Source organism: Komagataeibacter rhaeticus (assembly GCF_003207855.1).
Taxonomy (GTDB): domain Bacteria; phylum Pseudomonadota; class Alphaproteobacteria; order Acetobacterales; family Acetobacteraceae; genus Komagataeibacter; species Komagataeibacter rhaeticus.
Genome location: NZ_NKTZ01000013.1, coordinates 68,286 through 82,752 on the forward strand (window position 1 = coordinate 68,286; position 14,467 = coordinate 82,752).

The following is a 14,467-nucleotide window of genomic DNA, read 5'->3' on the forward strand; positions in this document are numbered from 1 at the left end:
CCGCCAGCCCTGCCGGCATCGTTTCATTTCCATGACAATCCTGTATGCTGCATGGCGCAACAGGACCATAAGGGCTTCCTTACCATGACGTCTGCTTCTGATACCTTTATTGAAGCGCTGCCCAAGGCCGAGCTTCACGTCCATCTGGAAGGCACGCTTGAACCGGGGCTGAAAATCGTCCTGGCCCGCCGTCATGGCCACCCGCTGCAAAACCGGACGGAAGAGGAAATCCGTTCCGGTTACAGCTTCCATGACCTGCCATCCTTCCTTGCCCTGTATTACGAAGGCATGGAACTGCTCAATACGGAGCAGGATTTCTATGACCTGTGCTATGCCTACCTGAAGAAGGTTGCCTCGCAGAACGTTCTCTATACGGAAATGTTCTTCGACCCCCAGCTTCATACCCGTCGCGGCGTTCCCTTCAGGACGGTCATCACCGGCCTGGGCCGCGCACGCAGGGATGCGGAAAAGGATTTTGGCATCCATTCGCAGCTTGTCATGTGCTTCATCCGGGAAATGAGTGCTGAATCAGCGGATGAAACCTTTACACAGGCGCTGCCCTATCTGTCCGAAATTGTTGGTGTCGGGCTGGATTCCGATGAAAAGGGCAATCCGCCCGCCAAATTCGCGCATGTCTTCCAGCGCGCCCGCGATGCCGGGCTGCATGTGACGATGCATTGCGACATTGATCAGGAAAACACGCATGAACATATCCGCCAGGCGCTGGAGGATCTGGGCAGCGAGCGGCTTGACCATGGCCTGAACGTGCTTGAAAGGCCGGAACTGCTGAAGCAGGCGCGGGAACGACGCATCCCGTTTACGGTCTGTCCGTTCCCCAACATGGCGATCCGCCCCGGCAGTAACGAAAAGGACATCCGCGCCCTGCTGGATGCCGGGCTGACCATTACGATCAATTCCGATGACCCGGGATACATGCAGAGTGTCTATATAACCGAAGCCATGAAGATGGCGCGTGACGGCGCGCAGCTGACACCGGAGGAACTGCTGGCCATCAGCCGCAATGCCTTCAACGCCGCCTGGATCGGGGAGGGGGAACGCAGCACCTATCTGGACCGGCTGGATGCGTTTGCCCGGCAGCAGGGGCTTATGGTGCCTGCCGCGTAAGGCAGGACCGCCGGCAGGGCCAGAGGATCGCATGGCCCTGTACCGGATGGGTGCCCTGACGGTCTTCGCCCTTGCCGGGTTCAACCTGCTGTCCCCGCTTTTCGTGGCGCGGTCCCATACTGCCATGCAGTTTACGGCACGACCGACGTGGTGGGCAGGAACTCCGTCGTAAACGCCTCCTTCCATACAGCCGCGTCAGCGATCTGGCCCGTATCCGCCATCATGCGCGCGGTGGCCTGCCAGCGTGCCGCAGTCATGATGCCAAGCCCGCCCTGCACGGCATCACCGGAAAAGCAGGCATTGCTCCGGCGCAGCGCATCACGCGCACAGGCAACATGTGCTGCGTCCAGCAGGCGGTTTTCGCGCATTATGGCATTATTGCCGGGTGTCGGGTCCCCAAGCAGGTAATCACGGTATCCCTCCATGCTGACCTTCAAAAAGGCACGCAGCCGTCCGGCATCCTGTGTCAGCGTGTCGTCACGCGTAACAATCGTGCCCGAATAGGGCGGATAGCCGTAATCCGCCAGGGTAAAGAAGCGGAATGGCACGTTGCGCCGCTGCAGGTCACACGGTTCGGCCGTGAGAATGGCCTGGATGGCAACGGACGGATCAATGACGAATGGCTGCAGGTTATAGGCGTAAGGCCGCACCTGGTTGTCCGAAAAACCGAAGCGCTGCTTCATCCACGGCCAGTAGGCCGCCATGGAGGAGGGAGCGAGCAGCAGGGTACGCGTACGCAGTTCCTCCGGCTGGTTCACATCGGTATGGGCGATCAGTCCCTCAAGGTCCTGCTGGAAGATGGCCGCGACCGCTTTTACCGGCAGCCCCTTCGCACGCTGGAGGATAACCTGCGTATCAAAACCGATAATGGCATCCACCGCACCCGAAAGCAGCATCTGGGGCGCATTGAGCTGCGGTGAGCCGCTGCGGATCTGTATATCCAGACCTGCACGCCGGTACAGGCCCGTCTCCCGTGCCTGGTAAAACCCGCCCTGATCGGGCTGCGCGTACCAGTTGGTCATCAGCGTGAAGGGCCGGGTGCCCGCGCGCGCACCGACATAAGGCATGGCCAGGGCGGCCCCTGCGCCCATGCAGCCTGTCATGACAAGGGCACGACGAGAAATTTTTTGTCCGTACACGATCTTTTTCACCTGCCATGCATGCGCTGCGTTATCGTAACGTATAAATAACAAAAAACATCTTGATAAGGTCATGAATATGCTTGCCACACAGGAACCACGACTGCGGGATTTCTGGTACTGCCTCTTCCCCATGCATGAACTGTCCGATGCACCGCGTGCCTTCCGCCTTCTGGGGCAGGATATTGTGGTCTGGCGCGACGAAGATGGCAGGCCGCATGCGGTCATTGACCGCTGCCCGCATCGCAGCGCCCGCCTGTCTGGCGGAACGGTGGAGGAGGGACGCATTGTCTGCCCCTATCATGGGTGGGCCTTCCGCGGGGACGGGCGGTGCGTCTCAGTGCCGCAGAGTGTAACCAATGCCGGCCCCCAGTTTGGCGTGAAGGCACTGCATTGCACCGAGCGCTACGGACAGGTCTGGGTCTGCCCGGGCGAGCCCGCCTTCGATCTGCCCCATGTTCCCCACTTCGAAAAACCGGGATATCGCCAGATTTTCGAATTTTCGGAAGACTGGGCCTGTTCCGCGCAGCGCATCATAGAAAATGAATTCGATACGGCGCATTTCTCATTCGTGCACAAGGGCAGCTTTGGCGACAGCGATCCCGCCCCGGCCCGCACGGATATTACCGAGACCGAAACCGGTTTTGTGGCGGAACTGCATTTTGCCGTCCGCAATCCCGAGGATATGCGCGATGCATTGCAGATGCACGATGACAATACGGTCCGTAACGTCATCTCCCGCTTCATCATGCCCTTTTACCAGATTGCCGAGATCAATTACCCCAACGGCCTGACCAATGTCCTTGTCACCTGGCTGACACCGGTTGACGATGGCACGACACGCTTCAACCAGTTCGTGATGCGCAACGACCGGGAGGAGGACGTTCCCGCATCACAGGTCCGGGCCTTTGACCGGCGTATCACAAGTGAAGACCGCCAGGTCCTGGAACTGACCGACCCGATGGTTCCGCTTGATACATCGGAAGGGGTCGAGATCCACATGGCCAGTGACAAGCCCGGCCTGATCATGCGCCGCCGCATGCGCGAATTCCTGCATGGCGGGAAAAAGGCATAAAACCCGGACTGCCGGGGCCTGTCATGCCGGAACCACAGGGCAGGGGGTGGCTGCGGCACAAGCAGCAGCAGCGAGGCATGCCACCATACCATGCCGTGTACCGCAGAACCCACGGTCCAGCACCCGACCCGGCCGCGCCGCCATGCCTTCCTTACGGGAACGCCGGGGGAATGCCCGTGGAAAAGATGGGGGCCAACCGGCCGCCGGATGAAAGGCGGGCGGATATTGATGTCCGTTGGCCCTGCCCGCAGTGGCGGCCTGCGCTTTTTTTACGCCCCTGGCGGCACGCGGGGCATGCGGTTCAGGGTATGGCGCTGTATGAGCCGGAAGGGCAGCGGGCGGGTCGGTGGCAAAGGACGGCCCGCCATGACGCACAGCAACCGTCGTGCCGCCTGTTCACCCATTGTACCAAAAGGCAGGTGGATGGTTGCCAGCGGTGGATCAACGAACTGGCTCATGACCGTATCGCCGCACCCGACAATGCTGATATCCTGCGGAATGCGCAGGCCGCGCCTGCGACATTCCATGATGGTCCCGATGGCCAGGATATCGCCGGTGCAGGCAATGGCCGTCAGGCCGCGCACCCGGTCCAGCAGGGTGCGTGCCGCGCGCCTGCTGGATGCGGCCTGATAATCGGCCGTTTCCATTATGTGGCCCGCTCCATGCGGCAGTCCGTGATGTTCCAGGCGCTGTATTGCCCCACGCAGGCGTTCTGCGATGGGCAGCGTATTTTCCACCGGGCCGGTCAGGATTCCGATGGTGCGATGCCCGCGCATGACAAGCGCGTCGATCACCGTGGCCATTGCCGCAGCATCCTGCATGGCAACGGATAGCGCGCCCGCACAGGCGGCCGGATCATCCTGCGTTGCCAGCACCACCCCGCGTGAGGCCAGCAGGCCAAGGGTTGCGGGCAGGTGATGCGAGCCGGTCAGGATCATGCCATCAACGCCACGTTCGATCATCATGCGCACCTGTTCCAGCTCACGTTCCGGCGCGCGCTGCGAACAGGCGACCAGCAGCCCGTAACCTGCATCGCGCAATGTCGCCTCGATCGCCGCGATGGATGGCGCGAACAGGGGGTTGGACAGGGTTGGCACCACCAGCCCGACGGTTCGTGTCTTCTGGCGCACCAGCGCGCGCGCCGCATTGTTGGGAATGTAGGAGAACCGCTCCAGCACCGCCTGCACCGCCGCGGCATAAGCGGGTGATACGCCACAGGTACGATTGATCACGCGCGAGGCAGTGGAAACCGACACCCCGGCCAGGCGCGCCACGTCACGCAGCGTGATTTCGGCCCCCGGCGGTGGGACGGGGCTGTCGGTCGGGTCCGTCATGGGGCGGGTTGCGGTGGGGTATCCGCCGTGGCCGGATGGTCCTCGGGGCGGAATTTCTGCACGGTCCGGAAACGGCTTACCAGATAGTCACCGGACAGGATCGGTTCATGACGTGGCGGGTTGCCGGCAGGGCGGCACGTGGGCAGGCAGGTGACAGGGGTGGTGTAATCCAGGTTGAAGAACATCGGGATCGAATACCGTTCCCGCCCGGTGCGGTTGACCACCCGATGCGGGTTGGAGACATACAGGTCATTAGTCCAGCGCTGGAACAGATCACCGATATTGACGACCAGCGTATCCTCCACAAACGGGGCCGCAATCCATTCGCCATCGCGCTTGCGCAGTTCCAGCCCCCCGATCGGGTCCTGCGCCAGCAGGGTGAACATGCCGTAATCGGTATGGGGGGCCACGCCGAAGGCATTGTCCGGCGATATGGCGGGCTGGGGCGGGTAGTGGAAAAGCCGCATCTGGACCATCGGTTTCCTGATATACGGCAGGAAGAAGCCTTCATCCAGACGGAGTGCCGTGGCGATCAGGCGCAGCATCCGCTCTCCCAGCGCGCGCGCCTGGCCAAAATAGGCATCGACCGCCGCACGCAGCCAGGGCAGGTCCTCCGGCCACTGGTTGGGCGCATGCAGCGGCAGCCGGGCCATGACATCAGGATCATCGGGGGGAAGGTCCACGCCAATCTCATAACTTTCCTTGAGATCGGCAACAAAACCGGGATGCTGGTTGATCCCCTGCGGCATGAAGCCGCGCCGGTAGACCGGGTGCATGAGATGGGCCATGCGTTCCGCTTCCGGTAGTGCAAAGTACCGTCGCGTTGCCGCAAAGACGTCCCTGAGCACCTGCGGGTCGATGCCATGATTGGCAATGTAGAAAAAACCGGTTTCACGACAGGCTTCATCCAGCTTTGCCGCCAGGGCCTCCAGCGGCTGGCCATGGGTCAGCGGTGCAAGGTCCAGCACGGGCACTTCCTCGCGGCTGGCGGCACGTACGGCGTTGATCATGGGAACATATCCTGATGCAGGGAAGGGAAAGGCACCATCACAGTCCGGGCAGCGGATCGGCCTGGCCCGCCGTCCAGAACAGCACACGGCGGCGGACCAGACCGACAGCCAGGTGCAGGCATATGCCGATAAGGCAGAGGACCAGCAGGATCGAGAAGACCCCCGCCATGTCGAAGGAAAAATTCATCTGCAGGATCAGGTACCCCAGCCCGGCGCGCGCGCCGACGAACTCCCCGACAATGGCACCGATAACCGACAGCACCGCCGCGACATCAAGCCCGGCGAAGATATAGGGAAGTGCCTGCGGAAACCGTGCCATGCAAAAGATCTGCCATTGTGTGGCAGTGCAGGCGCGCAGCATTTCCATCTGTTCACGCGGGGTTGCCTGCAGCCCCACGATGGTATTCGACAGGGCGGGAAAGAACGCGATCGTAGCCGTGATGACAATTTTCGACGACAGCCCGTACCCCAGCCAGATGACCAGGATCGGTGCAATGGCAACCTTCGGTATGGTCTGGGCCGCGACCAGATAGGGGTAGAACACTTGTTCGAGAAAACGCGACTGCCCGATCAGCACACCCAGCCCGATGCCCACGATGGCCCCGATGCCGAACCCGGCCAGGATTTCCTCGCAGGTTACAAGAAAGTGGGGCCACAGCGTGCCCGAGCGGATCTCCAGCCACAGGGCCTGCACCACCGCGCTGGGTGCGGGCAGGACGATTGCGGGAACATGCAGTGCGCGCACCGCGCCTTCCCAGGCAGCCAGCAAAACCAGCAATACAACGGGCGAAAGGGCACGGGGACTGGAGAAGACAGCGGTCAGGGCACGCGGCGTGGCCATCAGTCAATTTCTCCACGGCTGTTGAAATGGCTCCGGATACGGCGGACATGGGCCCCGAACGCGGGGGTGGAGAACATGTCCAGCCGCCGCGGGCGGGGCAGGTCGATAGGGTAGTTCGCAACAATGCGCCCCGGTCGCGCGGCCATGACCACGACCTGATCAGCCAGGAACACGGCTTCGGGAATGCTGTGCGTGATCAGCAGGACGGTGGCATCCTTTTCGTGCCATATGCGCAGCAGTTCGAGATTCATGGTCTCGCGTGTCATGGCGTCCAGCGCGCCGAAGGGTTCGTCCATCAGCAGCAGGGACGGATTATGGACCAGCGCGCGGCACAGCCCGACGCGCTGCTGCATGCCCCCTGACAGTTCGCCGGGATAACGGTGGGCGAAATCGCTCAGGCCGACCATGTCCAGAAGATCACGGGCACGCGCGCGCGCATCATCGGCGGGCAGTTTCTGTACCTCGGCCGGAACCATGACATTGGACAGGATATTGCGCCACGGCAGCAGCACCGGGGACTGGAAGACAACCCCGACGTCCCGGCTGGGGCCATCAAGGCGCCTGCCGGCAATCTCGATCGTGCCTGACCCGGCTGGCATGACCCCGGCAAGGATGCGCAGGAGCGTACTCTTGCCACAGCCGCTGGGTCCGACCACACAGGTGAACTGACCCCTGCCGATCGACAGGTCTATACCGTCCAGCGCCTGTACGGGCAGGCCATCCGCCCCCGCATAGGTCTTGCCCAGCCCGGCAATGTGGACCAGCGGGTGGCCGGCAGCGCATGGCCCCGTCATGGAATCGTGCATCGTGCGGCCTGCTCGCGTATGGCGGCGGCATCGAAATCATTGACGCGCCGCATGTAGTCAGGAATCCGGACCATGTAATCGGTAGCCGGAATGGTGCCCGGAATCAGCCCCGCATCATGGAGCAGGGTCTGCAGTCTTTCGAAGCCCGCCGGTTGTGCCTCCCCCCAGTTCTGGCCACCATTCAGCACGAATGCATTGTGCTGGCTGGCAAGTTCCGCAGTAAGCGAATGCAGGCCCCAGCGCAGCTGCGTTTCATCATCAAGATTGGTTCCACGCGCCTCCGGATGGTCGTGCCAGAACCACCGCAGGGCGCAGGTTGGATTGGCCTCGGCAAAGACGGTGGCCATTGCCATGCCGCGTGCGATCGCAACAACCATGTCAGGGTCGGCGGCAACCGTATCCTTCATAACGGATAGCGAGAAATCGGGATATGTCGGCCAGTCCGGTGGCGTGATGTGGCGCAGCTTCAGCCCCACGTTGTCAAACTGCGCCATGGGGGCCGCCCAGTAGAGCAGGGCATCCACCTGTCCATGCCCCAGCGCCTGGACGGGTGGCGCACCCAGTCCCAGCGGGATAAGCGATACATCCGTAGCGGGATTGAGGCCATTCTGCCGCAGGTAACTGTTCAGCAGCAGGATGCCCCCCGTGGCCAGGCTGAACACGCCGATTGTCTTGCCCTTCAGGTCCGTGGCCGTCCGGATCGGGGAATCCGCCGGGACGGCAATGGACCAGTCCGTCGCGGCATTTTCCATCGCCACACGCACGCCCAGGCCATGCGTGGTATCCGCCTGCACAATGACGCTGGCATTGACCTGCGCAAACTGCGCGTTGCCCGATACCATCTGCTGCAACGCCTGCTGGGATGCGCCCACGGGCTCGACCTGCACGTCGTATCCGGCGGATTTCCAGTAGCCCAGGCTCTGGGGCAGGGTCAGCATCGGGTAGTCGGCGTTCAGCACCGCCGTGCCAACCGCAATCGTGACATGACGCGGGCTGGCGGCACAGGCGGGCGCGACCGTGGCAAAGGGCAGGAACACGGCAGTCAGATAATGCAGGAGACGCGATAACGGGGGCATAAGGGACTCCGGACCGGATACCGTCGAACGGGACTGTCGGAATTTTGTCTCTTTTCGTTCCAGTAAAGTAATAATATAAGTATGAGAACGCTTTCAGCAACCCGAAAAATGACCTGCGACACGGATCTACATAAAAACGCAAAGGCGATGGAAAACCGCGCTCCATGGTTTCCGTCAGTCCCGCCGCCTGGAGAACCCATGACGATGATCGATGTCTCCCGACTGCCTAAAGCCGAGCTGCATGTGCATCTCGAGGGTTCGCTCGAACCTGAAATGTTGCTGGAACTGGCCGCGCGCAATGGCGTGGACATCCCGTTCCACTCCGAGGAGGAGGCACGCGCGGCCTGCCATTTTACCGATCTCCAGTCTTTCCTGAACCTTTATTATGCCGGGCTGCGGGTGCTGCGCACGCCGCGCGACTTTGCCGAAGTGACCCATGCCTATCTCACACGCGCGCATGCCGACCGCGTGCGGCATGCCGAAATCTATTTCAGCCCCCAGGGGCATCTGCGTCGCGGCATTGCGTTTGCCGACATGATGGAAGGCGTGATCGAAGGCATGACCGCCGCCCGCGCCGACATGGGCATCAGTTCCGGCCTCATACTCGGCCTGCAACGCCAGTATGCGGAAGACGAAGGCTTTGAAGTCCTGGACCTTGCCCGGCCATACCGGCAGCATGTGCTTGCCCTGGGGCTGGGTGGCCCCGAAATTGGCAATCCACCCGAAAAATTCACGCGCGTCTTTGCCGAAGCCCGCCGCCGGGGGTGGCATACCGTGGCGCATGCGGGTGAAGAAGGGGATGCGGGCTATGTGCGCCAGGCCATGGACCTGCTGCATGTCGATCGCATCGACCATGGCGTACGATGTGCGGAAGACCCGGCCCTGGTCCGCACCATAGCCGAACGCGGCATTACGCTGACCGTATGCCCGCTATCCAATGTCTGCCTGCGGGTCTTTCCCGACATTGCCGCCCATAATCTGGGCACATTGCTGCGCGCGGGCGTGAAGGTGACGATAAACTCTGATGATCCGCCCTATTTTGGCGGCTACATTGACGACAATTTCAGGGCCTGCCAGACGGGAATCGGCCTGTCCGATGCGGACATCATTACGGTCGCGCGCAATGGATTCACGGGGTCGTTCCTGCCCGCGGAAGAGGTGGCCGTCCATCTCGCGGAACTGGATGGCGCCGTGCGGGAATGGCAGGCAGGGGCGATGGACGCATGACGGGCGGCCCGCTCCGGCTCTATGAACTGCCGCTATCGGGAAACTGCTGGAAAATCCGGCTCTGTCTGGCTGAACGGGGCCTGCCTTATGAACGTGTGACCATAAGGGACCCGGAACGCACCTTCGCCGATGCCGCCTTCCGTCGTCTCTCTCCCCTGGGCCGTGTTCCCGTGCTGGTCTGCCCCGATGGAACGGCCTTGTGGGAATCAGGCGCGATCCTGACATGGCTTGCCGAAAACACGCCGCTGCTGCCCCGCGATGCGACCCGGCGCGCCCAGGTCATGGCATGGCTGTTCTGGGAACAGGCTGACCTGTCTCCCGCCCTGGCCCTGCCGCGTTTCTTCCGGCGGAATGGAACGGAAAAGGCCAATGCGGAGCGCATGCGTGCGCTACAGGAAAAAGGCCGTGCCTGCCTGGAATTTCTCGATACGTACCTGTCACGACAGGATTATCTGTACGGCGCGGCCTACACGCTTGCTGACCTGGCATGCCACGTCTATGTCATGCTCTCGCCCGAAGGCGGGCAGGATCTGGCGCCGTTTCCAGCGGTCCGGGCGTGGCTGGAGCGCATTGCCGCGCGACGGGCATGGGAGCCGCTGCTGCCGGCGGGCTGACATGGGCGCCGCCATGGTTGCATCCAGTGTTTTCATCCACTGCACCGTCATTGCCGCGCACGGCCCCGATGGCAGTCGGGCCTTCACGCAAGGGGCAGTCAGTATGATCGTGCCAGCCCGAAAGGTGTAAGGGCTGCGGCTTCTCCCAGTGAAAAGGACAGTTCCACGCCCCCCGACAGGCTGTACGCAACCCTCGGATCAGGCTGCGTGATGGTGTACACCTGCTGGTCTGGATGGAAGATGAAGGCGGCGAATGGCGCAAGCCTTACCCCGGCAAACAGGTGGGCGCTGTAATCAAGTTCAAGTGTTTCCTCATGCGGAACCATGTGCCCGGTCCGGCCAGATGCCATGATTTCGTCATTCAGATAACCCGTGGCGTTCCTGTTGAGCCGGTGCCCCGTGGCCTTGAACGCCAGGAAATCATATGGGCGGCCTGAAAACGGGCCGTTGCACACAAAGCCCAGCAGGAAATAGTCCTTCTGCAACGAGTGACCGGACGTATCGACAACCAGGCCACCAAACACCGTCACCTGCCGCGGGCCGCCACGTTGCCAGACCGTCTGTTCGAACTGGGCGTAGATGCCGCTCTGGCCGGAGTACATGCGGGCCGGGGCATGGGTAAAGGCAATCCTGCCGCCATGCACATCATAGCGGTAATCGGCAACCGGGCTGGTATCTTCATAAGCGCCTATGTCATACCGTCCGGGCAGGCGGGTCTTGTGCCCCGTCTCATATCCTGCTTCCACCATGATATGCACCCCAGTCGCGGTATTGAGCGACCAGCCGGAACCCCAGGGAAAGCCACCACTGTAATACTGTTCCGGATTGGACTCTTCGGCACCAAGGCGGAAATAGCTATGACGGGATGGAATGGCCGTTACTTCACCCGCCCAGACCGATACCGGCCAGAAGGGTGCCTCGGAATTACTGGACCATGTAACCGGGTCAAGGTTGGCGCACATACCGAGCTGAAACAGGCAGTACAGGCGTGATGTTGCAAAGAATGACGCAAGCTGCATCCTTCCGGCGCTGAACCGTAACCGGTCGTGGAACAGATGCTGCTCGATTTCCAGCTGCGTCAGGCGTGTCTGGTTGTCCGGCCCGCTGCCATGAAAATAGGATGCGCCGGAACCGGCCATGTCATTGACACCCTGCGGATTGCCGCCAAAGCGGGAATCCAGCGCAAAACGGATAACCGTTCCAGACAGGCCAGCAATCCGGTCCATGTCCAGATCCGCGCCAAAATAGGCTTCATGAAAAACGATCGTTTCCTTTTTCATTCCCCCCGCAGCATTGCCATACAGGGTATCGTCAAAAAATGCCTTTGGGTAGATCCCTGATTTTATTAGATTCTTACCGATATTGGACACGGTTTCGGGTAAGATTCCCGCATAACTCCCTTCCGCATGGCCGGCCTGGGAAAAAAGCGGTGCCATAAAAGACATTACGATCAGGGCCGGATAGGTGCGCATTATAAAATACTTCTGAAGATACACTATATTCTAACATAATGGCTGCCTATCCAGACCGACCAGTCATTAGATCCGCCTGGAAAGTAGAACCGTTCCGTAACAAAAACAATGATTTTTGCCCGGCTGCAATCCTGCGTCCGGGCATATCTGCATTAATGGCCCGGTCCGCGCTGCCGCGCGCAAGGCCATGTTTTGATGCGGTCAGACAAGGGGCAGGGGTTGTGCCCCCGTCCGTGCCGCTGCACCCGGACCAGACGCGCGCATGCAACGCCGGTTCTGGCCAAAAACTTCCCTGTACTTACTGGATATGTTCCTGGCATATGTTCCTGGCAGGTTTTTCAAACAGTCTCCAGATGGATTGCGATGCCCTGGTTACCATCGACTAATGCTGGGGCGATCCCGGTCGCGCATACGGATGCCTATCTAACCGCCCGTCTATTCTTTCCATGAAAATCATGGACCTGATGCCCCGCATCGTCGCATCATGCCTTGCAGAAAACCGATCAGAAATCCCAAGTCTGGGTCAGGCTGTTCCGCCGGGCCATAATATATCCAAACAGAAGGTCTTTACTTGAATGTGGGCAGGCTTCATGAAATCAGGGTTCCGTACGTTCAGATACATGGCAGTCTTGCTTGCCACGACAGTGCCGGTGCACGGGGCGCGGGCGCAGGCTGCAAAAATTCCCGTGCGTGTCGTGGTGGTCACGACATTCGAGATTGGCAATGACGAGGGCGACCAGCCGGGAGAATTCCAGCACTGGGTCGAAAAACTGCCGCTGCCGCAGGTCCTGCCATTTCCGGGGCGGTACCGTCGGCTGCGCTATAACCCGGACCTGCACGTACTGGGTGTCGTGACCGGAGAAGGCCCGACACGCATGGCGGCAACGATTACGGCACTGGGTGATGACCCGCGCTTTGATTTGACGCACGCCTATTTTCTTCTTGCCGGTATTGGCGGTATCGATCCGAATACAGGATCGGTCGGATCAGCGGTGTGGGCACCCCATGTCGTAAGCGGCGATGTGGGCCATGCCATAGACCCGCGCGAGATACCCGCCGACTGGCCCAACGGTTTTACCCCGATACAGGGCACCCGCCCTGATCCCCAGCCCATGCCGCCAGCGAATTCCTACTGGGGTGACAATCTTTTCACCCTCAGACCGTCACTGGTGCAGTGGGCCTATGCACAGACCAAAAACGTGCATCTGGCCGACACGCCGCAACTGGCCGCCATGCGGGAACGCTACGGCACCTTTCCATCAGCAGGGAAGCCGCCCTCCGTTGATCTGGGCGACACGATGGCGGCCGGTATTTTCTGGGTAGGGGGCAGGATGAATTCCTGGGCGGAAGGCTGGGTCCATTACTGGACCAAAGGCAAGGGCCGCTTTGTCACGACGGCGGAAGAAGATGCGGGCTTCATGGAAGCCCTGGGTTTTCTTGCCGATGCAGGAAAGGTCGATCTGAACCGCGTTCTCGTGCTGCGCACGGCAAGCAATTTCGACATGCCGCCAGCCGGAGAGACGCCGGCCCAGCTCCTTGCGGCTGAAGCTGATGAAAAGGGATTTTCCGGCTTTGATCCCTCGGTCGAGGCCGCTTACACGGTCGGCAGCGTTGTGGTCCGCAAGCTTGCGGACCACTGGAACCTTTATGAAAGTCGGGTTCCATAACCGCCATCCATATACAAAATGAACCGGACGGATGGGGATGTTTCCCATCCGTCCGGTTTTTTAAAAAACGCCTGATCAGGCCATTGTTTCCTGCCGTCAGAAACCGGTGGAAACCGTGACCATGGCGGCAAAGGTACTGGCTACATAATAGGCTGGCGAGTTCTGCGCGACTGTCTGGCCATTGGCCGCCGTTGTCTGATAGGCGTTAGTGGTAATGGCTTCCACACCTGACAGGTAATGGAAATCACCCAGATTGTAGATGTTCAGAGGTGGTCCCCATTTTTCGGACAGGGCGATAAGCTATCATCTGGCCTGAACGAGGACGGGTTTTATGGGCAAGGTTACGCGGAAACGGTATGCGGCAGAGTTCAAGTCACGGGTTGCGCTGGAGGCGATCCGTGGGGAACTGACGCTGGCGGAACTGGCTTCGAAACATGGCGTGCATCAGACGATGATCGCCCAATGGAAGCGCCAGGCGATCGAAGGCATGGCAAGCCTTTTTTCTGGTAAGTCAGTAACGGAACCTTCAGTCAGCCCTGCTGATGTAGAGAAACTGCACGCCAAGATCGGCCAGTTGCTGGTGGAACGGGATTTTTTGCGGGATGCCTCTGCTCGGTTGGGCGTGATCAGAGGCGGCAGATGATTGACCCGAAGAGAGCATGCCTGCCGATAATCCGGCAATGCACGCTGCTGCAACTCAACCGGTCGGGCGTCTACTATCGGCCTGTGCCACAGAGCGAAGCCAATCTGGAGCTGATGCGGCTGATCGACGCCCAGTTCCTGGAAACGCCGTATTATGGCTCACGGCAGATGACATGGCATCTGCGCCGCCAGGGACATGAAGTGGGCCGCAAGCGGGTCCGGCGGCTCATGGCGATCATGGGCCTGCGGGCGATCTACCAGAAGCCGCGCACGACCGTGCCCCATCCGGAGCATCGGAAATATCCATATCTGCTACGGGATCTGGTCATCAATCGGCCTGACCAGGTCTGGTGTTCCGATATCACATATATTCCCATGAAACGGGGATTTCTCTATCTCGTGGCGATCATGGACTGGTTCACGCGCAAGGTCCTGTCCT

At 60.7% G+C, this 14,467-nt stretch carries 13 protein-coding genes and 1 pseudogene; 6 read left to right on the plus strand and 8 right to left on the minus strand.

The window, feature by feature from the left end; genetic code table 11:
* The first annotated feature begins 84 nt into the window (after window positions 1–84).
* Complete coding sequence (add, locus tag CFR78_RS11930) at window positions 85–1,125, plus strand: adenosine deaminase (protein WP_034928720.1); 1,041 nt, start codon at window positions 85–87, stop codon at window positions 1,123–1,125.
* Between the two features lie 131 nt (window positions 1,126–1,256).
* Here the strand turns inward: add and CFR78_RS11935 are convergent, their stop codons facing one another.
* A complete protein-coding gene (locus CFR78_RS11935; protein ID WP_181417533.1) occupies window positions 1,257–2,216 on the minus strand; it encodes an ABC transporter substrate-binding protein in 960 nt (319 codons plus the stop codon).
* 121 nt (window positions 2,217–2,337) lie between these two features.
* On the opposite strand from CFR78_RS11935, the gene CFR78_RS11940 reads away from it, so the two are divergent.
* Window positions 2,338–3,339, plus strand: a complete 1,002-nt coding sequence (locus CFR78_RS11940) for an aromatic ring-hydroxylating dioxygenase subunit alpha (RefSeq protein WP_007398604.1) — start codon at window positions 2,338–2,340, stop codon at window positions 3,337–3,339.
* A gap of 269 nt (window positions 3,340–3,608) precedes the next feature.
* Here CFR78_RS11940 and CFR78_RS11945 read toward each other — a convergent pair whose 3' ends face one another.
* From CFR78_RS11945 to CFR78_RS11965, 5 genes are read right to left on the minus strand one after another with little or no spacing between them, the layout of a single operon-like run.
* Window positions 3,609–4,673, minus strand: a complete 1,065-nt coding sequence (locus CFR78_RS11945) for a LacI family DNA-binding transcriptional regulator (protein WP_034931858.1) — start codon at window positions 4,671–4,673, stop codon at window positions 3,609–3,611.
* Window positions 4,670–5,683 carry an isopenicillin N synthase family dioxygenase gene (locus CFR78_RS11950; protein WP_034931859.1) on the minus strand — a complete coding sequence of 338 codons (1,014 nt, stop codon included), beginning with the start codon at window positions 5,681–5,683 and terminating at the stop codon, window positions 4,670–4,672. The genes CFR78_RS11945 and CFR78_RS11950 overlap by 4 nt, the downstream gene beginning before the upstream one ends.
* A gap of 37 nt (window positions 5,684–5,720) precedes the next feature.
* On the minus strand, window positions 5,721–6,524 hold the full coding sequence (locus CFR78_RS11955; protein WP_034931860.1) for an ABC transporter permease: 804 nt from the start codon (window positions 6,522–6,524) through the stop codon (window positions 5,721–5,723).
* Window positions 6,524–7,330: an ABC transporter ATP-binding protein gene (locus tag CFR78_RS11960; protein ID WP_240471443.1), complete on the minus strand. Its 807-nt coding sequence runs from the start codon at window positions 7,328–7,330 to the stop codon at window positions 6,524–6,526. The genes CFR78_RS11955 and CFR78_RS11960 overlap by 1 nt, the downstream gene beginning before the upstream one ends.
* Window positions 7,315–8,406: an ABC transporter substrate-binding protein gene (locus CFR78_RS11965; RefSeq protein ID WP_051672107.1), complete on the minus strand. Its 1,092-nt coding sequence runs from the start codon at window positions 8,404–8,406 to the stop codon at window positions 7,315–7,317. Before CFR78_RS11965 ends, CFR78_RS11960 begins: the two co-directional genes overlap by 16 nt.
* A gap of 198 nt (window positions 8,407–8,604) precedes the next feature.
* Here CFR78_RS11965 and CFR78_RS11970 point away from each other — a divergent pair, with 198 nt between their 5' ends.
* Together CFR78_RS11970 and CFR78_RS11975 are read left to right on the plus strand one after the other, a co-directional pair.
* The gene (locus CFR78_RS11970) at window positions 8,605–9,633 is read left to right on the plus strand and encodes an adenosine deaminase (protein WP_034931862.1); all 1,029 of its coding nucleotides are present in this window, start codon (window positions 8,605–8,607) and stop codon (window positions 9,631–9,633) included.
* A complete protein-coding gene (locus tag CFR78_RS11975) occupies window positions 9,630–10,247 on the plus strand; it encodes a glutathione S-transferase family protein (protein WP_034931864.1) in 618 nt (205 codons plus the stop codon). Before CFR78_RS11970 ends, CFR78_RS11975 begins: the two co-directional genes overlap by 4 nt.
* 98 nt (window positions 10,248–10,345) lie before the next feature.
* Here the strand turns inward: CFR78_RS11975 and CFR78_RS11980 are convergent, their stop codons facing one another.
* Entirely contained in the window at window positions 10,346–11,527 is a 1,182-nt protein-coding gene (locus CFR78_RS11980) for a carbohydrate porin (protein ID WP_167331796.1), read from the minus strand.
* A gap of 812 nt (window positions 11,528–12,339) precedes the next feature.
* Here CFR78_RS11980 and CFR78_RS11985 point away from each other — a divergent pair.
* Complete coding sequence (locus CFR78_RS11985) at window positions 12,340–13,386, plus strand: purine nucleoside permease (protein ID WP_258366088.1); 1,047 nt, start codon at window positions 12,340–12,342, stop codon at window positions 13,384–13,386.
* Between the two features lie 96 nt (window positions 13,387–13,482).
* Here the strand turns inward: CFR78_RS11985 and CFR78_RS16650 are convergent, their stop codons facing one another.
* Entirely contained in the window at window positions 13,483–13,611 is a 129-nt protein-coding gene (locus CFR78_RS16650) for a hypothetical protein (protein WP_258366089.1), read from the minus strand.
* A gap of 106 nt (window positions 13,612–13,717) precedes the next feature.
* On the opposite strand from CFR78_RS16650, the pseudogene CFR78_RS11990 reads away from it, so the two are divergent.
* Window positions 13,718–14,467: pseudogene (locus CFR78_RS11990) on the plus strand (IS3 family transposase); the annotation flags it as partial.